Annotated in this window: 22 protein-coding genes; 7 read left to right on the top strand and 15 right to left on the bottom strand. The window is 73.1% G+C overall.

Annotation, left to right across the window (positions count from 1 at the left end; all coding sequences use genetic code 11):
• The first annotated feature begins 151 nt into the window (after positions 1 to 151).
• Positions 152 to 1405 (top strand): hypothetical protein, encoded by a 1254-nt coding sequence (locus ACZ4D5_RS15065; RefSeq protein ID WP_467772788.1) that lies wholly within the window; start codon positions 152 to 154, stop codon positions 1403 to 1405.
• Between the two features lie 22 nt (positions 1406 to 1427).
• The gene (locus ACZ4D5_RS15070) at positions 1428 to 1970 is read left to right on the top strand and encodes a glycine-rich domain-containing protein (RefSeq protein ID WP_467772789.1); all 543 of its coding nucleotides are present in this window, start codon (positions 1428 to 1430) and stop codon (positions 1968 to 1970) included.
• Here the strand turns inward: ACZ4D5_RS15070 and ACZ4D5_RS15075 are convergent.
• Positions 1959 to 2873, bottom strand: a complete 915-nt coding sequence (locus ACZ4D5_RS15075; protein ID WP_467772790.1) for a LysR family transcriptional regulator — start codon at positions 2871 to 2873, stop codon at positions 1959 to 1961. The two genes, ACZ4D5_RS15070 and ACZ4D5_RS15075, sit on opposite strands and share 12 nt — an antisense overlap.
• 107 nt (positions 2874 to 2980) lie before the next feature.
• On the opposite strand from ACZ4D5_RS15075, the gene ACZ4D5_RS15080 reads away from it, so the two are divergent.
• Genes ACZ4D5_RS15080 through ACZ4D5_RS15090 form a run of 3 tightly spaced genes read left to right on the top strand, consistent with a single transcriptional unit; the run spans position 2981 to position 5858 of the window.
• Complete coding sequence (locus ACZ4D5_RS15080) at positions 2981 to 4192, top strand: four-carbon acid sugar kinase family protein (protein ID WP_467772791.1); 1212 nt, start codon at positions 2981 to 2983, stop codon at positions 4190 to 4192.
• On the top strand, positions 4189 to 5163 hold the full coding sequence (pdxA, locus tag ACZ4D5_RS15085) for a 4-hydroxythreonine-4-phosphate dehydrogenase PdxA (protein ID WP_467772792.1): 975 nt from the start codon (positions 4189 to 4191) through the stop codon (positions 5161 to 5163). Before ACZ4D5_RS15080 ends, pdxA begins: the two co-directional genes overlap by 4 nt.
• 23 nt (positions 5164 to 5186) lie before the next feature.
• Positions 5187 to 5858, top strand: coding sequence for a HisA/HisF-related TIM barrel protein (locus ACZ4D5_RS15090; RefSeq protein WP_467772793.1), 672 nt, complete (start codon positions 5187 to 5189; stop codon positions 5856 to 5858).
• Between the two features lie 31 nt (positions 5859 to 5889).
• Here the strand turns inward: ACZ4D5_RS15090 and ACZ4D5_RS15095 are convergent, their stop codons facing one another.
• The 13 genes from ACZ4D5_RS15095 to ACZ4D5_RS15155 all read right to left on the bottom strand — a co-directional run bounded on the left by ACZ4D5_RS15095 (position 5890) and on the right by ACZ4D5_RS15155 (position 21472).
• Positions 5890 to 6756, bottom strand: coding sequence for a calcium-binding protein (locus ACZ4D5_RS15095; RefSeq protein ID WP_467772794.1), 867 nt, complete (start codon positions 6754 to 6756; stop codon positions 5890 to 5892).
• A 169-nt stretch (positions 6757 to 6925) separates the two neighbouring features.
• Positions 6926 to 8404 carry an amino acid adenylation domain-containing protein gene (locus ACZ4D5_RS15100; protein ID WP_467772795.1) on the bottom strand — a complete coding sequence of 493 codons (1479 nt, stop codon included), beginning with the start codon at positions 8402 to 8404 and terminating at the stop codon, positions 6926 to 6928.
• A 67-nt stretch (positions 8405 to 8471) separates the two neighbouring features.
• Positions 8472 to 9815: a condensation domain-containing protein gene (locus tag ACZ4D5_RS15105; protein ID WP_467772796.1), complete on the bottom strand. Its 1344-nt coding sequence runs from the start codon at positions 9813 to 9815 to the stop codon at positions 8472 to 8474.
• Positions 9815 to 11062: a cytochrome P450 gene (locus ACZ4D5_RS15110; protein ID WP_467772797.1), complete on the bottom strand. Its 1248-nt coding sequence runs from the start codon at positions 11060 to 11062 to the stop codon at positions 9815 to 9817. Before ACZ4D5_RS15110 ends, ACZ4D5_RS15105 begins: the two co-directional genes overlap by 1 nt.
• Positions 11059 to 11394, bottom strand: coding sequence for a phosphopantetheine-binding protein (locus tag ACZ4D5_RS15115; protein ID WP_467772798.1), 336 nt, complete (start codon positions 11392 to 11394; stop codon positions 11059 to 11061). The genes ACZ4D5_RS15110 and ACZ4D5_RS15115 overlap by 4 nt, the downstream gene beginning before the upstream one ends.
• Before the next feature lie 182 nt (positions 11395 to 11576).
• On the bottom strand, positions 11577 to 12545 hold the full coding sequence (locus tag ACZ4D5_RS15120) for a DUF5829 family protein (RefSeq protein WP_467772799.1): 969 nt from the start codon (positions 12543 to 12545) through the stop codon (positions 11577 to 11579).
• Between the two features lie 824 nt (positions 12546 to 13369).
• A complete protein-coding gene (locus ACZ4D5_RS15125) occupies positions 13370 to 15031 on the bottom strand; it encodes an FAD-dependent oxidoreductase (RefSeq protein ID WP_467772800.1) in 1662 nt (553 codons plus the stop codon).
• A 20-nt stretch (positions 15032 to 15051) separates the two neighbouring features.
• Positions 15052 to 15984, bottom strand: a complete 933-nt coding sequence (locus ACZ4D5_RS15130; protein ID WP_467772801.1) for an AurF N-oxygenase family protein — start codon at positions 15982 to 15984, stop codon at positions 15052 to 15054.
• A 153-nt stretch (positions 15985 to 16137) separates the two neighbouring features.
• Positions 16138 to 17376 (bottom strand): MFS transporter, encoded by a 1239-nt coding sequence (locus tag ACZ4D5_RS15135; RefSeq protein ID WP_467772802.1) that lies wholly within the window; start codon positions 17374 to 17376, stop codon positions 16138 to 16140.
• Complete coding sequence (locus tag ACZ4D5_RS15140) at positions 17354 to 17911, bottom strand: GNAT family N-acetyltransferase (RefSeq protein WP_467772803.1); 558 nt, start codon at positions 17909 to 17911, stop codon at positions 17354 to 17356. Before ACZ4D5_RS15140 ends, ACZ4D5_RS15135 begins: the two co-directional genes overlap by 23 nt.
• The gene (locus tag ACZ4D5_RS15145; RefSeq protein WP_467772804.1) at positions 17908 to 19134 is read right to left on the bottom strand and encodes a type III PLP-dependent enzyme; all 1227 of its coding nucleotides are present in this window, start codon (positions 19132 to 19134) and stop codon (positions 17908 to 17910) included. The genes ACZ4D5_RS15140 and ACZ4D5_RS15145 overlap by 4 nt, the downstream gene beginning before the upstream one ends.
• Positions 19131 to 20450, bottom strand: coding sequence for a DUF6271 family protein (locus ACZ4D5_RS15150; RefSeq protein WP_467772805.1), 1320 nt, complete (start codon positions 20448 to 20450; stop codon positions 19131 to 19133). The genes ACZ4D5_RS15145 and ACZ4D5_RS15150 overlap by 4 nt, the downstream gene beginning before the upstream one ends.
• Entirely contained in the window at positions 20432 to 21472 is a 1041-nt protein-coding gene (locus ACZ4D5_RS15155; RefSeq protein WP_467772806.1) for a phytanoyl-CoA dioxygenase family protein, read from the bottom strand. Before ACZ4D5_RS15155 ends, ACZ4D5_RS15150 begins: the two co-directional genes overlap by 19 nt.
• A gap of 474 nt (positions 21473 to 21946) precedes the next feature.
• Here ACZ4D5_RS15155 and ACZ4D5_RS15160 point away from each other — a divergent pair, with 474 nt between their 5' ends.
• Together ACZ4D5_RS15160 and ACZ4D5_RS15165 are read left to right on the top strand one after the other, a co-directional pair.
• Complete coding sequence (locus tag ACZ4D5_RS15160; protein ID WP_467772807.1) at positions 21947 to 22978, top strand: SGNH/GDSL hydrolase family protein; 1032 nt, start codon at positions 21947 to 21949, stop codon at positions 22976 to 22978.
• A 95-nt stretch (positions 22979 to 23073) separates the two neighbouring features.
• The gene (locus tag ACZ4D5_RS15165; RefSeq protein WP_467772808.1) at positions 23074 to 24207 is read left to right on the top strand and encodes an NHL repeat-containing protein; all 1134 of its coding nucleotides are present in this window, start codon (positions 23074 to 23076) and stop codon (positions 24205 to 24207) included.
• On the opposite strand, the gene ACZ4D5_RS15170 is transcribed toward ACZ4D5_RS15165, so the two are convergent.
• Complete coding sequence (locus ACZ4D5_RS15170) at positions 24204 to 25031, bottom strand: SDR family NAD(P)-dependent oxidoreductase (protein WP_467772809.1); 828 nt, start codon at positions 25029 to 25031, stop codon at positions 24204 to 24206. The two genes, ACZ4D5_RS15165 and ACZ4D5_RS15170, sit on opposite strands and share 4 nt — an antisense overlap.
• Positions 25032 to 25278: the final 247 nt, after the last annotated feature.

The raw sequence follows: 25278 nt of genomic DNA on the forward strand, positions 1-25278 counted from the left end.
GGGTGTTCGCGGGGCCCCCCCCAGCCGGGGGGCAGGCCCCCCCCCCGACCCGCGGGGCGGATCCACCTACCCCGGGCCGGCCGGGGGGGGGGGGCCCCCCCGGGGGCCCCGCCCCGCCCCTCCTTCCCCCCCCGCCCCCACCGGAGCCCTCTTGAACCGCCTGCCCGGCTCGAACCGCCTGCCCGGCTCGAACCCCCTGCCGAGCACCGATGTCCTGGACCGGATCCGCGACATCCCCCTCTACCGCGCGTCCGTCGAGCGCGGCGACTTCCCGATCCTGGAGAAGCCGGAGATCGCCCGGGACTTCCCCGCCAACTGGATGACCCCCGAGCTGTCCCGCGCCCTGGAGACGGGCGAGGCCGAGTTCGTCCTGTCCACCGGGACCAACCACGCCCGCATGCAGCTCATCCGGCCGCCGTACTTCCTGCTCCGCTCCTACTACCGCCTGTGGAGCGAGCACCCCGACCTCGGCGCCCTCTGGCACGAGGGTGCCCGCCGAGTCTCCCTGACCACCGTGCTCGCCACCGAACACGTCGCCCGCGTCAACGCCGCCAAGCCGGGCACGACGCCGGGCGAGCGCTGGCTCGACGACCGCACGCTGTACCTCAACCGCCGTCTGGACCCGGCCGGTTGGGAGCGTCCCGAGGTCGAGCGCATCCTCAAGGAGATCCGGGAGGCGGCCGCCGCGCACCCCCGGGGCGCGTACCTCCTCGACTGCTCCGGCTACCACCTGGCGCACCTGGTCGGGAAGGTCGCCGAGTGGGACCTGTGGGACGCCTTCCCCCGGCCGTCCGGCATCATCCACGCGTACGAGTACACGCCGCTGAACGTCCGCGCGTATCTGCGCGACCACTTCGACTGCCCCGTCGTCGACCTCTTCGGCAGCACGGAGCTGGGCTACCTCTTCTACAGCGAGGCGGACGGCCGCTACCGGCCCTATCTGCACGACATGAGCGTGGAGTTGATCCCGGTGGAGCAGGGCAGCGGCATCCACAGCCTGATCGTCACCAGCGTGCGCAACCCGTACATGCCCCTGGTGCGCTACCGCTCCGGCGACTGCGTCCGCACCCACGACGGCGGCACCGACCCGGAGAAGATCGCCTCCTTCTGCGGCCGCGAGAAGGAGCTGCTGCCCACGCCCGCCGGACCGGTCGCCCAGGCCGATCTCGACACACGCGTCGCCGCCGTCTCGTCCCGCGTCTTCCTGCACCAGCTGCACCTGACCGGCGAGGACCACGCCCGCCTGTGGTGCACGACCTTCGACGGCGCACCGCTCACCCCCGGCGAGGAAGCCGAACTGGCCGCCTCGGCCGGGGAGTTGACCGGCCGCCGCTGCCGCGTCGAGCACCGCACGCACATACCGATCGGACGCTCCGGCAAGTACGCCTGGCTGACCACGCCCTAGCGACGACCGACAGGAATCCCCCATGCACACGACCGCACCGCCCGCCGACACCACCGCCGCCGCGGCCCCCACCGCCGAGGAGCTGCTCGGCGCCGAGCTCCACGAGGAAGTGGTACGGCACTTCGCGACGAAGCCCGTCGCCCCCAGCATCCCGTACGTCACCCACCAGGTCCGCGAGTGCCTCCGCTACCTCTACCTGGTCTCCCGCCACCCCGACCGGCTCGGCGGCCTGTTCCTCCCCGTCGAGCAGGACATCGACGAGATCTGGCACTACCTCATCCTGCAGACCCGCGAGTACCGCGAACTGTGCGAACAGCGGCTCCCCGGCGGCCACTTCATCCACCACCGCAGCATCTCGTACGACGCCTACCAGGAGGCGCCGGGGCGCGCGACGGCCGCGGAGGAGGCGCTGCGCTGGATCCCCCTGTACACCGCCGCGTTCGGGCCCTTCGACGAGGACGCGCTGCCGCACTGGACCGTCGTCCGGTTCCTCCACGACGAACTGGGCCTGTCCCTGGCGGAGATCGCGGCCCACGCCGAGGGAGCCGGAGGATCAGAGGGCTGACCCGCCCGAACCGGCGGCGCCCTCCAGCCCGGCCGCCCTGGCGAGCAGCCACGACGTCAGCCGCCCGACCCTCTCGTCCTGCTCGGGCGGGCGGCGGCTGAGCAGGTGGTAGCTGGTTCCGTCGGGCACGAAGCCGAAGGGGGCGACGAGTTGCCCCCGCGCCAGGTCGTCGTGGACGACGGCGTACGGGGCGATCGCGACGCCGACGCCCGCCGTGGCGGCCTGGAGCGTCAGATAGAAGTGTTCGAGGGTCTGCTCGGAGCCGGGCTCCGCGCTCAGACCGGTGATGCCGCGCCAGTCGTCCCAGGCCCGCGGCCGCGTTCCGGTGTGCAGCAGGACGGCACCCGTCACCCCGGCGCCGGAGGTCAGGCGCGGGGCCAGATCGGGACGGCAGACGGGCCCGATCCGCTCCCCGAACAGCCGTGTGCGGCTTGCCTCTTCGGGCAGCGGGAAGTCGTCCCTGCGGATCGCGAGATCGATGCCGTCGCGCTCGAAGAAGACGGGGCCGCCGCCCGCCGACAGATGGACGGTGACCTCCGGCACGCTCTGGGTCAGATCCGGCAGCCGCGGGATCAGCCAGCGCATCAGGAGCGTGGGCTCGCACGAGAGGGTGAGCGGCCCTTTGGGCGTACGCCGCGAGATCTGCCGGGCGGTCCCGTCGATCTGGTCGAGCGCGTCCCTGACGACCGCGGCCAGTTGACGCGCCTGCGGGGTCGGCCGCAGGGTGCGTGCCCCTCGCACGAAGAGCGACACGCCGAGAGCCCTCTCCAGGTTCTGTATCTGACGGCTCACCGCGCCGTGCGTCACGTGCAGTTCCCGCGCCGCCGCGGTCATGCTCGCGTGGCGGACGGTCGCCTCGAAGGGCAGCAGGGTGTTCACAGGGGGCAGGGCCGGCCAGCGCATCCGTGAACTCTAGTCACGGCTCCTGTGACAATGAATCGTTTGTCCAGGCCTTTTGGCTGCACGACCCTTGATTCCGTCACAGTCGTCCGACGACGGAGAGATGGGGCATGACAGCGCTCGACGGTCCCCGGCACGGCGGCATCGCCGTCCTCGCGGACGATCTCACCAGCGCCGGGGACGGCGCCGCGCCCTTCCGCCGGGTCGGCCACACCGCACGCATCCTGTTCTCCGCTCCGGCGGCACCGCTCCCGGGCGGTCCGGGCGTGACCGCGGTGGACCTCGGAACCCGGCTCCTGGGCGAGACGGCGGCCGCGGCGCGCGCCGAGCGGGCGGCGCGCCTGTGCGCCGGTTCCCGGCTCCTCCTCAAGACCGTCGACTCCACCCTGCGCGGGCATGTCGCCGCGGAGGTCCGTGCGGCGTGGGCGGGTTCGCGGCGCCGCGCCGTCGTCCTCGCCCCGGCCTTCCCCGCCGAGGGCAGGGAGACGGTGGCGGGGGTCCAGTACGTACGCGGTGTGCCGGTCCACGAGAGCGCGTACGCCCGCGATCCGGCGCACCCCGTGCGGTGCTCGGACCTCGCGGCGGTGTTCCCCGAAGCCGTGCCCGCCGAGCCCGACGGCGTGGCGGAGCTGCCCCGACTCATCGACAGGGGCGCCCTGATCGTCTGCTCCGCCCGCACCGACGCCGACCTCGACCGCCTGGTGGCGGCGGTGCCCGACGTCGCCGACGTGCTCTGGGTCGGCTCGCCCGGGCTCGCGGCCGCCCTGGCCCGGCGGTGCGCGCGTACGGACGGCGGCGCGGTCGCGACGCCCCCGCCCGCCCGGCGGCCGCTCGTCGCCGTCGGCAGCGCCAACCCCGCGACCAGACGGCAGTTGGCGGCGCTCCGCGCCCGCGCGGAGGTCCAGGGCATCACCGTCGGCGGCGACCCGGCCGCGGAGGCCCGGGCGCTGCGGTCCCTGACGGCTCCGGTCCTCACCCTTCAGACGCCCGACGCACGCCGCCCCGCGCCCGTCGCGCGGGCCCTCGGCCGCTCGCTCGCGCGACACGTCCGCGCCCTGGCCGACGAGCGCCGCGTCGACGCGCTCGTCGTCACCGGCGGCGAGACCGCCGCGACCGCGCTCGGCGCCCTCGGCATCACCGGCATCGACCTGACCGACGAGCCCGAGCCCGGCGTCGCCCGCGGCACCCCGCTCGAACGGCCCGGCCTGCCCGTGCTCGTCAAGGCGGGCGGCTTCGGCGACGACGACCTGCTCCTGCGGCTGTGCCACCTCGTCCGGCACCCCGCCGCCCCACCCCCGCGACCGCGAGGAGAGCACGCGTGACCCCGATCGCCCTCACCATGGGGGACCCCTGCGGCATCGGCCCCGAGATCACGCTCAAGGCGTGCGCCGACCCCCGGCGGACCGTGCCCGTCGTCGTCATCGGCGACCCCCACGTCCTCGCCCGCGCCGACGCGTTCGCCGGCACCGGCCTCACCCCGCGCCCCGTCGCCTCCGTGGCACAGGCGACGTACGCACCGGGCACGGTGGACGTCATCGCCGGGAGCGACCTGCCCGCCGACCTGCCGTGGGGCGCCGTCGACGCGCGGGCGGGCGCCGCGTCCTTCGCGTACGTCCGCCGCGGCGTCGAACTCGCCCTGGACGGCGCGGTGCGCGCCCTGGTGACCGCGCCGATCAACAAGGAGGCGCTGCGCCTGGGGGGTGTCCCCCACCCCGGGCACACCGAGATCCTCGCGGACCTGTCCGGCACCCGCGACTACGCGATGATGATGGTCAACGACGACCTGCGGGTGGTGCTCGTGACCGTGCACCAGTCCCTGCGCACCGCGATCGACGCGATCGACACCGAGCGGGAACTCGGCGTCATCCGGCTCACGCATCGCACGCTGGTGCGCGGCGGCCTGTCCGCGCCGCGCATCGCGGTCGCGGGCCTGAACCCGCACGCGGGCGAGAACGGCCTGTTCGGCCGCGAGGACCTGGACGTCATCGCCCCCGCGGTCCGCGCGGCACAGGGCGAGGGGATCCTGGCCAGCGGCCCGTGGCCGGCCGACACCGTCTTCATGCGCGCCCGCGCCGGGGAGTTCGACGCCGTGGTCGCCCAGTACCACGACCAGGGCCTCATCCCGGTCAAGTACCTCGGCCTCGAGCACGGCGTGAACGTCACCGTCGGGCTGCCCTTCGTCCGCACCAGCGTGGACCACGGCACGGCCTTCGACATCGCGGGCCTGGGCAGGGCCGACCCCACCAGCCTGCTCACCGCCCTGCGGCACGCCGCCCGCCTCACCGCCGTCTGAACCGTCCGAGCCGGAGGACCACCGTGGACTTCATCTTCATGCTCACCCGCGACGACCGCACCGTCACCGACTGCCTCGACGTGCTCGACGCCGTGCGGGGCCTCGACATCACCCACATCGGGTTCAAGGACGTCGGGGTCGACCGCGGGACGCTGTCCCGCCTGCACGCCTCACTCAGGAAGTTGGGGGCGACGACCTACCTCGAAGTCGTCAGCACCGACCGCGAGCAGGCCCTCGCCTCGGTGCGCACCGCCGTCGAACTCGGCGTCGACTGGCTCATGGGCGGCACCTGGATCGAGGAGACCCTCGCCCTCCTGGAGGGCACGTCCGTCCGGTACCTGCCCTTCGCCGGAGAGCCACTGGGCCATCCCACGCGCCTGGCAGGTGATCCGGCGCGCGTCGCCGACGACTGCCGGCGGGCCGAGGCGGCGGGCTGCGCGGGCGTCGACCTGCTCGCGTACCGTGCCGTCGACGCCGAACCGCTCGCCCTGGTCCGCGCCGCCCGCGCCGCGACCACGGGCCGTCTCGTCGTCGCCGGTTCCATCACCGGCACCGATCGGATACGCGAACTCGCGGCGGCCGGAGCCGACGCCTTCACGATCGGCTCCGCCGCCTTCGACGGCTCCCTGCGGCCCCGCGCCGGAACCCTCAGGTCCCAACTGGCCGCGGTGGCCGCCGCGAGCGACCGGTCCTGACGGGCCTCGTCCTGGTAACCGGTCCTGGTATCTAGTCCTGGTACACCTTGTCCGTGCCGGGGCCGCCCGAGAGGGTGTCGTTGCCCGGACCGCCGTGCAGCAGGTCGTCGCCACTGTTGCCGTAGATGACGTCGTCGCCCGCCTCTCCGTACAGCTTGTCGTTGCCGCGGCCGCCGAGGATCTTCTCGCCGTCCTTGCTGCCGCGAACCGTGTCGTTCCCGTCGCCGCCGGTCAGGGTGTGGTCCTGGCCGCCCGAGACGCCCGTCAGGGTGTCGTTGCCCGCGCCGCCGTCGCAGTCGTAGCGGCAGCGGGTCAGCGTGTCGTCGCCCGCGCCGCCGAAGGAGCCCTCTCCATAGACGCCACCGCCGCCCTCCAGACGGTCGGCGCCGTCCTCGCCGTACTGGGAGGTGCTGCCGTCCCCCTTGAGGACGTCGTTCCCGGTGCCGCCGTGGGTCTGGAGGTAGGCGTGGTTGCCCGCGGCGACGGTCAGCCTGTCGTCCTTGTCCCCGAGGTAGCTGCCGAGGGTGATGAGGTCGGACGCCCTGTCGCCGGGGTCCGCGATGGTGCACTTCACGGTGGTGCGGTCGGCCGCGTTCGGGTAGGCGCACTCGGCGCCCCCCGTCACGGTGATGGCCACGCGGTCGTCGATGGTGACGTCGTAGACGCCCTCCCACTCGTCGATCGCGCGGTACTTGGTGGTCACGGTCACGTCGTTGACCTGGCCCGGGGCCGCGGTGTAGCTCAGGCGCGAGCCGGAGACGGCCTCCACCGTCGCGGTCGTGGCGTCGGCGGCCCGCGCCTGCGGGCCGGTGAATCCGAGGACCGCGGCCGTACAGGCCAGCGCGGCGGCGACGCCGAGCGGGCGGAGGCCGTGGGTCCGTGACGAACGAGCGAACATGCCGGTGTCTCCAGGGAGTTCAGTGGCGCGTACGGCACTGCGTGTGCCGCCGGTGGCGTTCCCACCTCACCCAGGTCAGACGCGTCCCTCCGGAGTCCGTTGCGCGAGGGCGCCGCTTGTTCACCAGGGGTTCATCGCCCGACGCGCAGGGTTCATCGCGGGGCCGCGGTCACTTTCCGGTGGCCGCCCAGTGGTCCAGCGTGCCGTGGTCGATCTTGCCGTTGGGCAGGCGAGGCAGCGCGGGCACGGCGATGACGCGGGCGGGCAGCGCGGTCGTGGGCAGGGTCCGCAGGAGCTGGGTGCGGATCCGCTGTACGTCGAGCGCCTCGTCGGCGGCGGTGACGACGAAGCCGACCGGGCGCGGCCGCCCCGTCGTAGTGACGCCGACGCCCGCCTCGACGACGCCGTCGCACGCGGTGAGGGCCTGTTCGATCTCGCCGCGCTCGACGCGCAGGCCGCCGAGTTTGAGCTGGTGGTCGGAGCGTCCGTGGAAGAGGAGTTCGCCGCTGTCCCCGACCGTCACCAGGTCCCCGGTGCGGAAGCAGCGGGTGCCGTCGCGGGTGACGAAGCGGGTCCGCGCGCGGTCCGTGCCGATGTCGGCCAGGCCCGGGCCCGCGAGGCACAGCTCCCCCGGGCCGCCGTCCGCGCCCGGATCGAGGTGGGCGGAGACTCCCGCGACGGGCCGCCCGATGGGGACCGTGCGGGCGCGTGCGTCGGCGGCGGTGCAGGTGTGGACGGTCGCCCACACCGTGCACTCGGTCGGCCCGTACTCGTTGTGGAGCCTCGCGTGCGGGAGTTCGGCCAGGTGCCGGGCCACGAGGGCGGGCGGGCAGCTCTCACCGGCCACGATCACGGTGGTGAGCGTCCGCAGGCGGGGCGCGAGCCCGCCGCGCAGCGCCGCCCCGTACAGCGAGGGGACCATCAACAGGTGTGTGGCGCCGTGGCGTTCGGCCGCGCGGGCCGTGGCAAGGAGGTCCCCCGGACGCCCCGCGGGAACGACGAGCAGCCCGCCGGTGGCGAGGGTCCACCAGATGCCCGCCATGGAGCTGTCGAAGGAGATCGACGAGCAGAGCAGGAACACGCCGACCGGGTCCGCATAGTGGCTCAGGCGCGCGGCGGTGGACCAGCCCAGGGCGGTCGCGGGCACCGTGACGGGCTCGGGCAGGCCGGTCGAGCCGCTGGTGAAGCACGTGTACGCGCGAGTGCCGCGCCGCCCGGTGAACGTGTCGTCGGCCGCGGAGTCGAGGTCCGCGGGGCCGCAGGGGACGCACTCGGGACCGTCCTCGCCCAAGCGGGACTGCTGTGCACCGGACTCCCCCGGCACGTCCGGTACGAGCGCGACGCGGGCGCCGCTCCGCCGCGCCATGTCGCGCTGGCGGCCCTCGGGGAAGCCCGCGTCGACGGGCACATAGCGGCTGCCCGCGCGCAGCACGCCGAGCATCGTGGCGACCGTCCAGCGGGAGGCGGTCGCGTGCACGAGGACCGGCTCGTCGCGCCGCACACCGCGGGCGAGCAGCAGGCGGGCCACCGCACGGGACGCCGCGTCGAGGGCGCGGTAGCTGAGGACGCCCTCGCTGTCGGCGACGGCGTCCGCGGCGGCGCCGAGCCGTGGTTCGACGAGGTCCAGGATGTGCGGCGGGCTGCCCACGAACGACGGCCCCCTCAACCACCTTCCCGTGGAGGGGCGTTCTTCGCCGACGGGCGGCCGTCCCACCTCAACGGACCAGTTCGGTCAGGGCGTTCAGATAGGTCTCCACCGCCCGCTCCATCCACGCCGCGCCGAACAGGTTCGCGTCGTAGGTGACGTACCCGCCCGGCTCCTCGTCCCAGCGCATGGTCCACAGGAAGGTCAGCGGGACGGGCAGCGGAGGCTGGGCGTCCAGCGGCACGCGGTCGAGCGTGAGGGCGGGCGGCCGGTCCGACGCGCGGGTCGGCGGGCGCACGATCATCTGGAACGCCGGGGCGACGCGGTCCCGCGCGGTCATCCGCTCCAGGAGCTGCGGGCTCTGGCGCAGGACGGGAACGAGCGGGATGTCGTTCGCGTACGCCTCGCGGCACCGCCGGTCCACGCGCGGACACAGTTCGGCCAGGCCGCCGGGGCCCGGGTTGTCGACGCGGATCTGCAGGACGTTGAGCAGGAAGCCGACGGTGTCCCACTCGGACGGGATGCGCCCCGCGGTGATCACGGGGACCATCGCGTCGCCCGGCGGCAGCAGCGCGCCGACGAAGGCGGTCAGGAGCAGCGTGAACGGCGTGGTGCGCCCGCGGCGGGCGGCGGACCGCACGGCGTCGCGCAGCCCGTCGTCGATCCGGAAGGGGTGCACCGCGGTCGGCCCCTGCGGCGCGTTCGGCCGCTCGGCGGGCAGGCCGAGGCCTTCGGCACCGGCGAGCCGGTCGCGCCAGTACGGCAGCGCCTCGCCGATCCGGGCCTGCCACTTGTCGCTGCGGTCCTCGGCGGCGATGTCGGCGTACTGCATGATGTCGACGGGCAGGGGCCCTTCGCCGTTCAGCCGGGCGGTGTAGGCGGCGGCGAGATCGCGGGCGATGACGTCCTGCGACCAGGCATCGGCCGCGATGTGGTGTGCGACGAGCACGAGCAGCGCCGTTCCGTCACCGCCCTCGCGGCGGCCCAGGTGGGCCCAGAGCAGCGGGGGTTCGTCGCACGGGTGCGGCCGGGTGGTGACCGCGCCGATCCAGTCGTCGTCCGACTGCTCCGGGGCGAGGCGGTCGACGGTGAGGCGGGCGGGCATGGGCGGCATGACGCGCTGGCGAAGGACGCCGTCGCGGTCGCGCAGGAGCAGGGTGCGCAGCGCGCCGTGGCGGGCGACCACGTCGTCGAGTGCCTGCCGCAGCACCTGTTCGTCGACCGCTGCGGCCACCCGGTAGGCGGCGCGGACCAGGAAGCCCGGCTGCAGGACGGACCCCGGAAGCAACGTCTCGACCAGGTCCAACAGGTCCTGGGCGTACGTCGCTTCGAACATCCCCTGGGTCGCGCGGCCTTCCGCGCCGGCTGTCCCGTGGCCTGTCCCGTCGTCTGTCCCGCGGGGCGTGGCTGCCATCACCGCGCCACCTCCTTCCGCCTCGGCCGAACGCGTACGGGCAGGTGTGTGATGCCGCAGAGGAACGTGGAGCGCGCCCGCCGCGGCGCGCCCGTCACCTCGATCTCCTCGTACCGGGCGAACAGTTCCGCGAAGAACAGCCGCAGGGTGACCCGGGCGATGCTCGCGCCCGCGCAGTAGTGCGGGCCCGCGCCGAACGCCAGATGGCGGTTGGGGCGCCGGGACGGGTCGAGGACTTCGGGGTGCGCGAAGACCGCGGCGTCGTGGTTGGCGGAGCCGAGCCACGCGACGACCGCGTCGCCCCGCGCGACGGGCACGCCCGCGAGGTCGAGCGGGCGGCGCGCGTGCCGCATGAAGTGGCTGGCGGGCGAGGCCCAGCGCAGCGCCTCCTCGACGCAGCCGTCCAGGAGTTCGGGGCGCGTGGCCCAGTGGGCGTACCGGCCGGTGCGGGACAGTTCGAGGACGGTGGCGGGCGGGACGTGGGCGAGGGTCACGCTCGCGCCGAGGAGCAGGCTGTAGCAGTTGGACAGGACCTCGCCGGGGGTGAGGCGCTCCCCGTCGACCTCCATGGAGAGGAGGACGTCGACGAGGTCGCCGTGGCCGTCCGCCGGCTTTCCTCCGCGGCGCCGGGCGCGCACCACGTCGGCGAAGTACGCGAACAGTTCGCGGTGTCCGCGCTCCAGGGTCGCCGCCGGGCCGCCGGGCAGCTGGTGCTCGGGGTCGTCCTCGGCCGCGCACATCATCGCCAGGCGCACCAGGCGGGGCCGGTCGGCGGCGGGCAGGCCGAGCAGCGGCCCGAGCACCACCAGCGGAAGCTGGGCGCAGGCCGCGGAGAGGTCGAAGGTGAACTCCTCGCCGGGCGGGACCGCGGGCAGGAGTGCGCGGACGCCCGCCCGGATCAGGTCGGCGTGCGCCTCGGCCGAGCGCAGGCGCAGGGCGCGGTGCAGCGGCGCCCGCATCCTGTCGTGGCGGGGCGGGTCGGTGACCGCCATCTGGCGGCCCGCCGCCGGGTCGTCGCGGCCCAGGAGGCTGAGCAGGGTGCCCTGTTCGGAGGTGAAGTCCGCGTGGTCCTCCAGGACCCGTTCGACGTCCGCGTACCGGGTCACGGACCAGAAGCCGAGGGTGTCCGTGACCTGCTGCCAGTGGACGGGCGCGCGCTCGCGCAACGTGCGCCAGGCCGCGTGCGGGTCTCCGTAGGCGTACAGGTCCGGATCGGCGAGGTTCACCTCGGGGAGCCCGGTGCTCACCGGGTCGGCTCCGGGTGCGCGCCGTTCCTCGCCGCCGCTTCCACGGCCTGCGCGAGGGCGGCGATGGTGGGTGTCAGGAACAGCGCGGCGGCGGGCACCTCGACGCCGAACTCCCGGTCGATGGCGAGCTGGAGCTCGGCGGCGAGCAGGGAGTCGCCGCCGAGTTCGAAGAAGTCGTCCTCGACGCCGATGGGCGCGATCGCAAGACCGGCGTTCCAGAGCGCGGCGAGTCTGTGCTCGGTGGGCGTACGGGGCGCGACGTAGTCGGTCGTCATGCCGAGCGCGTCGCGCCCGCCCGTGCCGTCGGTCGCGAGACGGTCCTCCACCGGCATCAGCCTCCCCCAAGGCAGAGCGGAACGGCGTTGGTCGATGCTGACATCGCTGTGGTGACGCGGCCACGGCGCTTTCCGGCCAAAGGGCAATCGGTGACGAACCGGACGAACCGCTTCCCGCTCAGGGGGATTTCGTCCGCTCGGGCGCCCGCCGATTCAGGTGTCCGCCACTCGGGGTACCGCTACTGGACATACCGCTGCTCGGGGGCGTCGAACGTCCACACGGCGGTGGCTGCGGGGCCCTCGACCAGCGTCGACCGGCCGATCCGCTCCGTGTGCCGCTTCTTCGCGGGCTCGTTCAGCGAGAACGTGATCTTCTTCAGGCCGGCCTGGTCGCGGGTCGTCGCGTCGAGCCGGATCGTGGTGCCGCCCCGCACCGCGACGGCGCCGCCACCCGGTACGTCCCGCACGACGAACCCGCCGGCCCGCAGCAACGGCACCGTGCTGGCGACGTCGCGCCGGGACATCGCCAGGTGGACGGAGGTCACGTCGCGCATCCGGTGGTCGCGGTACTCGTCGGGCAGGTAGCGCTCGCGGCCCACGTCACCGGGGTAGTTGGGCGGCTCGGTCCTGCCGCGCGGGTCGGCGAAGTACTCCGGCCGGTACTCCATGGTCCAGGCCCCGAAGGAGTCGTACTCGTTGGCGGGGAAGGAGAAGAAGCCGTCGAACCACGGCACGGGGACGCCGTCGCCGAAGTCGCGCGTCTGGAGGAACTCGCTCGGGGTGATCCCCAGGTCGCGTACGCGTTGTTCCACCGTCTCCAGGTCGCCCGCGCGCTCGACCGAGAGCCCCATCCCCGTGGAGCCGAAGGCGCCGTCCTTGCCCGCCAGGTCTCCTACTCCGAAGAGTTCGAAGTAGGTCTCGCGGCCCATCAGATAGCGGCCTTTCCATGTCCGCCCGTCGGACCCGGTGGTGGTGCGGACCTGGAAGTTCGCGAAGTCCCGCAGATAGGCGGAGTGCTCGATGGCGTCGGCGGTCTCACGGTCGACCACGCCATAGGCGTGGTTGTAGAACAGCAACTGCCGTTCGGGAGAGGGCTTCTCGTCCTCGGCCGGTGCCGCCCGGGCGCTGCCCCCGACCGCCCAGACGAGGGCGGCGGCGAGCGCCACGACGAGGGCCATGACCATCCGCAACTTCCGACGCAGCAGCATGCACGCGATCGTAGGGCGGACAGAATCGCGGACGCTGTCGCTCCGGCCAGGGTGGCGCAAAACCGTCGGTGTGGCGTCTCGCCCTCTGTGACGCGACAGCCCCCTGGGGCCGATGGAAGCCATGGGACAAGAGATGCCCGAGGTCGCCTCCATGGGGCGCGCGGGCGAACTCAACGTCTTCGCCTGCCCGGCCGACCCGGGACATCCGCACCGCCACAGCATCCAGTAGCGGCCGATTTCCCCGCGGCCCCGTCCCTGGGGTACGGTCGTTCCCGAGCTCGCCGCCGAACTCACGGCAGCGGGCCCGGCGTTGGTCGTCCAAGGAAAGACGCCCCGCTTCCTGCGGGGAAATGCAGGTGCAAGGCCTGCCCAGCGCTCGCGACGCGAGGCCCCGGATTCCACCAGGAATCCGGGGCCTCGCGCATACTCCGGTCCGGCCACAGTGCGGCGTGCGACGACGCCGGTCCCCTCACGGCGCCATCCTCCTCGCGGCGCCTGGCCCGGAGGCGTACGCGGCCGAAGAGACCTCCCCGGTCGGCTGAACCACCGGGCTACCGGTGTCCACGCGAGGGCCACGAGTGGTGCTCCGGACTTCAATCGGTGTGGGACTCGTGCCAGGGGTAGTCGTGGGGGGAGGCACTTTCGACAAGGGCCCCTACGTGGGCGCCATCGACCGGATGCTCCTGTCGTCCTCGGTGAACTCCCGCGCATCGAGGCGATAGTTGAGGCGGGTCGGCCGCGCCAAAGGGGGGAACCGGGCGCGGCCGCGCCTGCATACTCCTTCCCGCCCCCGGCCGCCCCGAGCGGCAGGGGGTCGTCCCCTGTCAGCGCAGCAACCCGGCGCGTCCCGCCCGTGCCGTGGAGACGAGCTCCGCCACCGTGGCCAGCTTGACCCTGGGGCGGCCCGCGTCGCGGCCGCGCGTCACCTCGGCCCGTTCGATCAGGGCGAGGCCCTTGGCGTCGACGACGTGGCGGTTGCGGCGCCGCGCCAGGCGGTGGAACGCCCTCGGCGCGTGCCGCGGGGCGGGGAGCGCGCCCGCGACCGCGTCGGCCAGGAGCGTGGAGACGGTCTCGGCCGCGCAGGTGCGGTTGGCCCCGATGCCGCCGCTGGGGCCCCGCTTGATCCAGCCCACCACATAGGTGCCCGGCAGGCCCGCGACCCGGCCGCCCTCGTGCGGCACGGTACCGGTGGCCTCGTCGAAGGGCAGCCCTGCGACGGGGAGGCCGCGGTAGCCGATCGCACGCAGCATCAGGCCCGCCCGTATCGTCCGCTCCCCCGCGTCCGCCGCCACGCGCACGCCCTCCACCCGGTCCGCGCCGATCACCTCGGCGGGTTCGCAGTGGAAGCGCAGCACGATCCTGCGGCCCGGCTCCGGCGGCGCGTCCCAGTCGGGGCGAGCGCGCGTGACGCCCCTCAGGACCGCCGCCTTGTCCTTGGCACCGGCCGCTTCGACGGCGGGCGCGACGCGGGGGTCGCGGTCGTCGACGACCAGGTCCACGTCCGGCAGGTGCTTGAGGGCAAGGAGTTCGGACCTGGTGTACGCGGCGTCCTCCGGGCCGCGCCGGGCGAGCAGGACCACTTCGCGCACCCTGCTCCCGCGCAGGGCCCGCAGCGCGTGGTCGGCGATGTCGGTGCGGGCGAGGCTGTCGGGGTCGGCGAGCAGGATCCTCGCCACGTCCAGGGCGACGTTGCCGTTGCCGACGACGACCACGCGCTCCGCGGACAGGTCGATCGCGTCCGGCGCCGCGTCCGGGTGGGCGTTGTACCAGGCGACGAACGCGCTCGCGGAGATACTGCCGGACAGCTCCTCGCCGCGGATCCCCAGACGGCGGTCGGCGGACGCCCCGACGGCGTAGATCACCGCGTCGTGGTGGGCCGCGATCTCCTCCGGGGTCACATCGGTGCCCACGTCGAGGCCCAGGTGCATCCGCACCCTCGGGTGCGCGTGGAAGCGGGCGAAGGTCTCGCCGACCTTCTTGGTCGCGGGGTGGTCCGGCGCCACGCCGTAGCGCACCAGCCCGCCCGCCACCGGCAGCCGGTCGATGAGCGTGACCTCGGCGCTGGTGTGAAGGAGCAGGTCCTGGGCGGCGTACATGCCGGCGGGTCCGGTGCCCACGACGGCGACCTTCAGCGGCGCGAAGTCGGCGGGCAGGACGCGCGGGAAGGACGGCTCGCCCCAGGCGTGGAAGTTCGGGCCCGTGGGTTCCTGTCGGAGCGCCTCGTCCGCCGGGTCGCCCTCGAAGTAGGCCGCGTTGATGTCGGCGTACTCCTGCTGCGCCAGCGGCAGGCTGTCCACCGGGAAGATCGCGTCGACGGGGCAGGCGTCGGCGCAGGCCCCGCAGGCGATGCAGGTCTTCGGGTCGATGTGCAGCATCTCCGTGCTGCCGAACGCCCGTTCCTCGGGGGTGGGGTGGATGCAGTTGACCGGGCACACGGCCACGCAGGTGGCGTCGCTGCAGCAGGTCTGGGTGATGGCGTAGGTCATGTCCGTCGTCCCGGCTCGGCTCAGATCAGGTGGGCGCGCTTGTAGAAGACCAGGGCCGGCTTGGTCAGCAGACCGCACGACGCCAGGAACTCCATGAGGCCCGAACAGCTGGAGCGCATCATGGACTTGTGGTGCTCGTTGGCCTTCGCCTCGGCGACCGCGCGTTCCTCGTCGAGCCCCGCGTTCGCGTAGACCTTCCGGTTCACCATGCTGGTGACGATGACGTACGACGCGATGGCGATGATCAGGGCGTTGATCTGGCGGCGTGCCCGGCCCGCGCCCGCCAGTCGCCTGCGCGTCTGGTCGCGGGCGAACTTCATGTGCCGCGACTCCTCGACGACATGGATGTTGTTGATGGTGCGCACGAACGGCACGACCCGCTCGTCGCGCATCCAGTCGCGCTGCATGACGTCGAGCACTTCCTCGGCCACCAGGATCGCCGCGTAGGCGGCCTCGCCGAAGGCAACGGACTTGAAGACCCTGCCCAGTTCGGTGGCGAACCGGTGCGGGCGGTAGGCGGGGGCGCCGAGCTTCTGGGCGCCGCGGGCGAACATGATGGAGTGGCGGCACTCCTCGGCGATCTCGGTGAGCGCCCACTGGACCTCGGCGCTGGTCGGGTCCTTGGCGTAGACGTCGCGCAGCACCATCTGCTGCAGGATCATCTCGAACCAGATGCCCGTGCTGGCCACCGACGCGGCTTCCTGCCGGGTCAGTTCCTTGCGCTGCTCGTCGGTCATCTCGCGCCAGTAGGCGGTGCCGTAGAGCGTGCTCCACTCCGGGCTCGCGCCGTGGCAGTCGCGGTCCAGCGGCGTCTCCCAGTCGACCTCGGTCGCCGGGTCGTACGCCAGCACGGCGGCCGAGTCGAGCAGCCGCCGGGCGACGTCGCCCTCCGGGGAGGCCTCGTCCTGCAGGGAGTGGCCCTTGGCACTCGGCCGAACAGTGCTGTTTGCCATGCTGCGGCTCCTTGACTCAGACGTCCGGGCAGCGGGCACGGCACCTCGTCGCACGGCAGGCCGCGACCCCGTTGTTAGACAGAACGTATAACAACGGGGTCGGGCGCGCCTACCCTCGGGTAAGTACGAGATTGAACGGACCTCCGGTGGGGCTCATTCGGACAGGGCCGACTCCGGGACGGTCTCGGCGGCCCGCTTGCCCGGGGCCGGCCACGTGATCCGCGTACTGCACGCCGACACGATCAGCGCGGACGCGGCGACGGCCGCCAGGCCCCACACCAGGCTGCTCGCGTTCGCGATGAACCCGATGAGCGGCGGCCCGGCCAGCAGGCCCGTCGTCCCCATGGCGGCGACCAGGGTCAGCGAGTCCGAGCCCTGTCCGGCCGCGGCCACATAGACGCACGGGGTGACGGCCGCGATGCCGAGTCCGACACAGGCGAAGCCGAGCAGGGCCGGCACGAGGCCACCGCTGAGCAGGGCGAGGGCCAGACCCACGCCGGCCAGCGCGCTGCCGGACAGGACGATGCGGCCGTCGCCCCAGCGGCTGCGCCAGCCGTCGGCGAAGAGGCGGGCGACGACCATCATTCCGGAGACGACGGCGATGCCCAGGGGCGCCAGTTCGGGCGAGGCGTCGACGACGTCCTTGAGATAGAGGGCCGACCAGTCGTTCATGGAGCCCTCGGTGACGGTGCCGAACGCCATGGCCACGCACATCCACAGCGTCACGCGGGTCGGCATGGTCCACTTGCGGGACTTCTTCTTCGCCGCCTGCTCCTGCTCCCCCTCCGCCGCCTCCCCGGTCCGCGCCCCCGCGGACCGATCGTCCGTCAGAAGGCCGGTGCGCGCGAAGCCCACCAGCAGCAGCATCAGCAGCGCGGCCGCGCCGAAGTGCACGGCCACCGTCGAGGTCACCGCGTTCATGCCGGAGGCGACCAGCGCGGCGAGCAGGGAGCCGCCGCTGAACGTCGCGTGCAGCCGGGCCATGGCGTTGCGCTCGTACCGGCTCTCCAGCGCGGCGCCCTGCGCGTTCATGGCCACGTTCAGACAGCCCACGAGGACGCCGTCGACGCACATCACCAGGAGCGCCACGGGGTAGTTGGGCGCCGCGGCGAGCGCCAGGAGGATCAGGGCGAGGAGGAGCGCGGAGACCAGCGCCAGGCGCTGCGAGCCCAGGCGCCTCATCAGCACCGCCACCACGGGGAACGACACGGCCGCGCCGACCCCGGCGGCCATCAGGAGCACGCCGACCTCCGCCGCGGTCAGGTCGAGGTCCGTCTTGATGGCGGGGATCCGCGACGCCCAGGTCGCGTACTGGAAGCCGAGCGAGCAGAACAGGGCCGCGATCGCCAACTGGCCGCGGTGGAAGGGATCACGCACGCGAAGCACCCGCATCAGCCCACATTTCCGTTTCTCCCGGCGACGGCACACCGGCCGTCACCGTCTTGGACATATACACGGCGGTCGGGCCGTAACCGGTGGGGGCGGCGCCCTCCCGGGCGGTGAAGCCGCGGGCCGACCAGAACGTCTCGCTGCCGCCGACGGCGATCAGGGAGATCCGCTCGTACCCCTGCGCCAGGGCCGTCGTGGTGAGGTGCCCGAGGAGATGGCGCCCGAGCCCCCTGTGCCGCACGTGCTCCGCGACGACCATGTCGTGCAGGTGCAGATTGCGCGAGGGAAGCGCCGCTCCCCCCTCGGTCCCGCGCAGGTCCGGGTACTCGGACTCCGGGTAGGGCAGGGCCAGCACATAGCCCGCGAACTGCCGTCCCAGGTCGAGCGCGAAGCACGTGGAGGGCGACGCGCGCATCCGGGACTCCAGCTCGGCCCGGCCCTCGGAGAGGCCGAGGGGGCTGTAGGCGCGGGACTCCAGCGCCGCGATGCCGTCCCAGTCGCCGTCGGCGATGGGACGTACGCGTATGTCGTCGATCATGCGCTCTCGCCCTCGATCCAGGTGTACGGAAGCGGGCTGAAGCCGTTGAAGCCCTGCGTCATGTAGCTCGTCGCGTACGCGCCGCTGGAGAGCACCCACACGGGGTCGCCCGACGCCAGCTCCTTGGGCACCGGGATCAGTCCGTGCTCGTGGGAGTAGGCGTCGTCGCTGTCGCAGGTGGGGCCCGCCACCACGGCGGGGACGGACTCGGCGTCGTGGTGCGAGGGGAAGACCAGCCGGTACTGCAACTGGTCCATCTCGTAGAGGCCGTTGAACTTCCCGCAGCTCAGGTAGAGCCAGTACCGGCGCTCGCCGTCGGGCCCGCGCCGCGCGGACAGACGCGAGACGTGCGCGCGGATCGCCCCGTGGTCGGCCACGAGATGGCGCCCCGGCTCGACGACGAAGTCGAGGCGGTGGCCGGGGATCCCGCCGAGGCGGGCCATGCCCTCGCGGATGACGGCGAAGATCTTGTCCATCGGGGGGTCGAGCGGCGTGCCGTGCTTGTCGCGGTACCCGCGCGCGGGCAGCCCGCCGCCGAGGTTGACGTGGTCCAGGGCGATCCCGCGCGGGGCGAGGGCGTCGAGGACCTCCGCGATGAGGTCGAAGGCGCCGCGCCAGGCCTCGGCCGTCATCTGCTGGGAGCCGACGTGCACGGAGAGACCGGCGGGCACGAGGCCCAGGTCGCGCGCCGTCTCCAGCACCTTCACGGCGTCGTCGGGCGAGCATCCGTACTTGTTGCTGAGTCCCCAGAGCGCTCCCTCGCCGCTCGTCGCGAGCCGGCAGAACACCCGGCTGCCCGGGGCGTGTTCCGCCACGGCCCGCACGTCCTCCAGGCTGTCGGTGGCGAAGTCCCTGATGCCGAGCCGGAACGCGTCGGCGATGTTCCGGTCCGACTTGACCGTGTTGCCGTAGTGCATCCGGTCGATCGGCACACCGGCGGCCAGCGCCTGCTCCACCTCGCGGGGGCTCGCCGCGTCCACTCCGCAGCCGCGCAGCGCCAGACGGGCGAGCACCTCGTCCACCGGGCACGCCTTCATGGCGAAGCGGACGGCGACTCCCGGGAGTTCGCGGCGCAGCGCTTCGTAGCGTTCCTCGATGCCCGTCAGGTCGAAGACGATCTGGTCCTCTTGGGCGGCCGCCAGGGCGTCGAGGAGCGGCGCGGCGTCGTACTCGGCCAACGAGCCGTGGACCTCCCGCGGCCCGCGGGCCGTCGTCGCGCTCATCCGGAGTGCTCCACCGTGGGGAGCGGTCCCGTGTCCCTGCTCGCGCGCACCAGGGGTTCCCACGCCTCGACCAGCAGGGCGAAGTCCTCGATGTCGCCGCGCGCCTCGTCGAGGAGGCGTTCGCGGCGCGCCGCGAGGTGGTCGGCGAACTCGGCGTACCTGCCGCCGAGTCGGCGGTAGGACGTGTCGAGGCGGTCCAGGCGGTCGATGTTCTCGGACTGGTCGAGCAGGGCGCTCTCCCGGGCGAACCCGGCGACGACGGGCGCGCGGACGTGCCCGTTCTCGTCGAGGAGTGCCTCGCCGGCCGCGGTCATCCGGTCGTAGACGTGGTTGAAGTAGAGCATCGAGAGGAAGAACTTGGCGAAACGCGTTTGGTACGCGAGGAAACCGGCGTCAGTCCTGCGTTCCGCGGTGTAGAAGTTGACGATGTTGCGGTTGTGCAGGACGCCGGGCAGCGCGGCGTCGTGGACCAGGTGGATGAGGAAGTAGTCGCTGCCGATGGTGTCGGTCGCGGGCGGCAGCGGAACGCGTTCGTGCACGCCGTGGAAGCTGATGTTGCACATGTCGACGCGCATCGGGTCGACCAGGGTGAGCGTGGCGTGGTCGCGGGCGAAGGGCTCGGTGCCCGCTCCGCGGAAGGACTCCTCGACGAGCTCGCGCTTCTGTTCGGCGCTCCAGTCGGTGGGCGCCCAGAGGCTGACCACGTCGTGGTAGACGTCCGGGTCGATGCGCTGGATCTCGCCGATGTCGACGGAGAGTTCGCCCACGAAGGAGCTGCCCACCATCGCCACGCGCTTGTGCGCGTGGCGGTCGTCGAGGACGGTCTCGGTGACGCCGCGCGCCGCCTCCGCCGCGGGCCTGCCGAGCGACATCAGTTCGTGGTGGACGGGGAAGACGGGCTCGCCGTCGACGCTCTGGTAGCGGCTGTCGGAGTCCCTGCGGTGGACGGACTCGCAGCCGAGGGCGGCGGCGATGAGGAAGGCGCGGTTGGTGCAGGCGCCGTAGGAGAGGCCGTCGGGGAGCATCAGGTCGAGGACCAGGTCGGGCTTGGCGACGCCGGCCGCGGCGATCGTCCTGCGCAGGAAGTCGCGCTGCGTCGGTTCGTCGAGGTGGTGCACGACGACGCCGGGCACGGCCGGAAGGGCGCGTGCCGCGCGGGCGTGCCCGGCGAACGTGGCGGCGTCGGAGGAGTCCAGGACCAGCAGGTGCACCTCGACGTCGAAGTGCGCGGCCGCGTACGCGGCTTCCTCGCCGATCGCCGCGATCGTGTCGGGGCAGGCCCTGTTGGTGGGGAGTGTCAGGCAGATGCGTCGCATGCGGCTTCCCCGTTCCAGGACTTGAGGCCGAGCAGCTTGGCCCCCAGGTCGTTGAGTGCCGCGGTGCCGTACCGCAGGGACTCGTGCTTGTGGGCGTCCCCGAGGAGCGTGGCGTTCCACTCCGGGGTGCTCAGGTTGCTCCAGGAGTCGACGCGGGAGCGGCGCAGCGTCTCGTGGGACTCCAGGGCGGGCATCATCGAGAGGTACTGGACCGCGCGGACGCCGTCCTTCGAGGTGTTGGGCGCGACACCGTGGGCGAGCAGGCCGTTCCAGATCAGCAGGTCACCGGCTGCCAGCTCCGGGCGGACCACGGGCATCTCGTCGCGGTCGATCGCGGGGCGTATGGGGTCGCGGTCGTCGGGCTGGAGGGCCTTCCACCGGTCGAACTGCCGGAACAGCTCGGGGCAGCACTGGAAGCCGCCGTGCTCCTGCCGGGTGTCGTCCAGGGCGATGATCCCCTGGACGCGCTGGGGCAGCACGCCGAGGGTGGTGTCGACGTCCCAGTGGAGGTTGATGTCGAAGCCGCGCTCGGTGGGCGCGATCAGGGAGCGCGAGCGGTTCCTGACGTTGGGCGGGTTGAGGTTGAGCCGGTCCAGGGTCACCCAGAGCTCTTCGCAGTCCCACACGTCGACGAACGCGTCGTACACCCGCTGGGTCTGGCGGCTGTCCCAGATGAGCTGGTGGTGGTAGGCCTCGACGAAGCCGTAGACGTGCAGTTCGCGGTCGAGGTCCGAGCGGAACTCGCGGTCCTCGTACCAGGTGTCGGGGCGGCCGCGGTCCAGGCCCTGGAACTCCCAGGCGAAGTCGAGGAGGTCCTTGGCGGCCTCGGACGAGATGGCCTGCTTCACGACGACGTAGCCGTACGTCTGCCAGTGGGCGAAGTCCTCTTCGGACAGGACCCTGAGCGGGCGCGTCTTCTTCAGGTCCCTCAGCTGTGTCTGCGCCAGGTACGTGTCGGCGTCCGCGCTGAAGTACGGGACGTCCGAGGGGGCTCGGTGGAGGTAGCGGTCGCTCGCTGCCATGTGGTGCTCCAAGGTCGGGTTCTCTCTTCCGGCGGCAGGTCTCCACGCCGTGGTTGGCCGGGACCACTTCAGGTCCGCCGGGGCAGCGCGTGTCGCGCCCGCCCCCAGTCGAACTTGCGTACCACCAAAATGGACTAGACCAACTCCAGCTGTCAACAATTGAATTGGGCGCCTTCATAGCCAAAATGGCGATATTTACGCCCAGTTCACTCCCCCGTCACGCCATGCCCACGCAAAGAATCCACAGGGGCAACTGCCGCCCGACCGACGCTAGTTGGTCCAGACCATTGATCGGTACGGCCGCCGGGTCCGACCGCTCGGGCACCACCCCTGACCGCTCGGACACCGCGCATGGCCCGTCCGGGTCAGGCCGAACGGGCACATCGCACCGTCGGGCGACCTCCGTGACGCGCACGGGTGAACCCGATCCGCGAATCCCGAACACGGAGCCGCGTCGGTGGCTGGATGGCTGTCATGCCCTCCCCCACCGGACGCCGCCTGCCCTCCCCCACCGGACGCCGCCTGCGCGCCGCCACCGTCGCCGTCGCCGCGGGCGCCGCGCTCGCCACCGCCCTGCCCGCCGCTGCCGCACCGCTCCCCGCCCCCGCGAAGCCCGCAAAGCCCGAGAAGGCGTACGAGGAGTACGTGGCGCTCGGCGACTCCTGGTCCGCGGACGTCGCCCTCCTGACCAACGTCTCCACCGAGCACACCCCGTACGCCTGCTTCCAGTCCACGTGGAACTACCCGAAGAAGGTCGCCGGGGCGCTCGGCGTGAAGACGCTCCGCGACGCCACGTGCGGCAGCGCGACGACCGAGGACTTCGACAAGGCCCAGGACATCAACCACCTGGGGGTGATCCGGGGCACCAACCCCCGCCAGTTCGACCGCCTCTCCCCCACCACGGACCTGGTCACGATCGGCATCGGCGGCAACGACGCGGGCCTCGCGAGCGCCGCCGCCTCCTGCTTCAACCTGCTGCCGTCCCTGGAGCTGGTGCCCGGCCTCGCCCTGCCCGCTCCCTTCGGCGGCCAGTGCAAGAAGGGCTGGGTCGACCGCGGCGTCGACCGGATGTCACAGCGGATCTCCACCGTCGACGACAAGGTCCACGAGGCCCTGAGGCGCACCCACGCGCTCTCCCCCGACGCCACCGTCCTCGTCGTCGACTATCTCGCCGGGGTGCCCCTCGACCGCGGCTGCTACCCCTACGTCCAGGTCAACGACGGCGACCTGATGTGGCTCGGCGAGAAGCTCAAGGAGATCAACGGAGCGCTGGCCGAGGCCGTGCGGCGCGCCAAGGCCGACATCAAGGACTTCGACGTACGCCTGGTGGACACCTACAGCGGCAGCGTGGGGCACGACGTGTGCCAACTGCCCGGCACCAAGTGGGTGGAGGGCTTCGTCCCGCTGACCACCAACCCGCCCGGCCTCGCGGTCCCCCTGCACCCGAACGAACTCGGCGCCGATCACCAGGCGGCGACGGTCCTCAGGACGCTCGGGCAGAACTAGCACCCGCGTGCATTGACGCCTCACGGGGCTCGGTTCAGGGTGTTGCGCACCCTGAACCGACCCTCCTGAGGAAAGGCCCCTCCATGGCATCTCCCATGACTTCGCCCACGGCGTCTCCCCTGCGAAGACGCGCCTTCGTCCGTGGACTGGCCGCCGCAGGCGCCGGGTTGGCCCTGCCCCTCCCGCTCGCCGGCACCGCCGCCGCGCGGCCGTCGTCCACCGCCGGGTCCTGGCAGGAGGTTCCCGCGCCCGTCGGGCAGCCTGCCTCCCATCTGGTCTCCGTGGCCGCCGCGGGCCCCGACCTCGCCTGGGCCGTGGGCGAGCACAACCGCTACGGCGGCACCGACGGCACCCCCATCTCCCTGAGCTGGAACGGCACCGTCTGGACCCGGGACGACCTGTCCCACCTCGCCTACAAGGGCGCCTTACGCGCGGTCGCCGTCGCCCCCGCGGGCTCCGCGGCCTGGGCTCTCGGCACCGACACCGCCGGGCACGACCAGCTCCTCGCGTGGGACGGCGCGACCTGGCGCGAGGCCGCCTTCCCCGGGCGCGGCGAGCCGGGGACGCGGCTCACGGACGTCGCGGCGGGGCCCGACGGCGCGTTCTGGGTGTCGGGGCGGCACGGCGACCGTGCCGGGCTGCTGCGCGGCGGCGGCTCCGCCTGGCGCTGGTGCAGGCCGCTGCCGGACACCACCGCGCCGACGCCGTCCGGTGTCACGGTGACGCCCGGCGGCGAAGTGTGGGTGTTCGGCGACGTCATCGCCCGCTGGGACGGGGCCTGGACGGTGGTGCCGCGTGCCGTCGGCATCCGCGCCTCGGTGACGGGACTGCTGCCGGTCGCGCACGACGACATCTGGCTGACCGGCTTCGCCTACGGCGTGGGAGGCCCGCCCGGCAAGCCGCCGGGCATCAGGCTCGAACACTGGGACGGCACTCGGTGGACCAGCCCCGGAGCGCCGTTCGGCGTCGGCCTGTTGAGCGGCATCGTGGGCGACGACCAGGGGCGGCCCGACGTGATCTCCGGCTGGGACTTCTGGGACCAGAAGCGCGCCCACTACCTGCGCTGGAACGGCACCGCCTGGGTCGGCGAGCGGGGCCCCGAGACCCCGGACGCCTACATGCCGGAGGCCATCACCCGGATTCCGGGGACCGGCGGCTGCTGGTCGGTGGGCACGACCTCCTTCTCGCCGTACCCACCGGCCCACCTCCGCGTGGAGCGGTTCGGCTAGCGCTCGGTCCCGCCGCGCGGCGCGATGTCGAAGTCGAACGCGACCGTTCCCGGGTCGACCGCCGTGACACCGCCGTCGACGGTCAGCGCCGCGCCGTTGACGAACGACGCGGCGGGCGAGAGCAGCCAGGTGATCGCCTCGGCGACCTCCTCCGGCTGCCCCGGGCGGCCCGTCGGGATCAGCCGCGTCGCCTCGTCGTACGCCGCGTCGGCGCCGCCGTCGCCGTCGCCGAGTCCGGCCTCCTCGGCGAAGCGGGTCATCCTGCGGTCGGCCATCTCCGTGCGCACCCAGCTCGGGCAGACGGTGTTGGCGCGCAGCCCGTCCTTGCCGTAGTCCACGGCGACGGAGCGGCACAGTTGGAGGAGCGCCGCCTTGGACGTCGCGTACGCGGCGTTGGCGACGCCGTTGCGCAGCGCGGCGACCGAGGCGACCGCGACGATCGAGCCGCGGGTCCTCAACAGGTGCGGGAGCGCGGCGCGCAGCAGCAGGAAGGGCCCGGTGAGGTTGGTGCGCAGGACCGTGTCCCAGTCCTCGTCGGAGAGGTCGCCCACGGCGCCGCTGCGCCCGACCCCGGCGTTGAGCACCAGGCCGTCGACGCGGCCGTACGCCTCGACGGCCGCGGCGACGAGACCGGCGACCGCCTCGGGGTCGCCCGCGTCCGCGGGGTGGGCCAACGCCCCTGTCTCCTCGGCGAGTTCACGCAGTGGCTCGGGGCGGCGGCCGGAGATCACCACGTGGTGACCCGCCGCGCGCAACTGCCGCGCGGTCGCGGCACCGATGCCGGTTCCGCCGCCCGTGACGATGACGACTCGGCTCTCTGTCATGTCTGATCAGCCTCCGAACGCGGTCGTGAGCACATGCCGCGATCATACGGAGCGGCCTGCTCACGACCGCGTTCGGAGCCCTGCCGGGCGGGTGCGGCACCACGTGCCGAGCGAGCACGACCACGCGCCTCCCACGAGGGCGGCACCGCGTCCCACGCAAGGGCGGCACCACATCTCACGCGAAGGCAACACCGCACCGGACAAGGGTGCGGCCACTCGCCCCACACGAGGGCGGCGCCTCGCTACA

It is taken from the genome of Streptomyces sp. NPDC025651 (assembly GCF_055558735.1).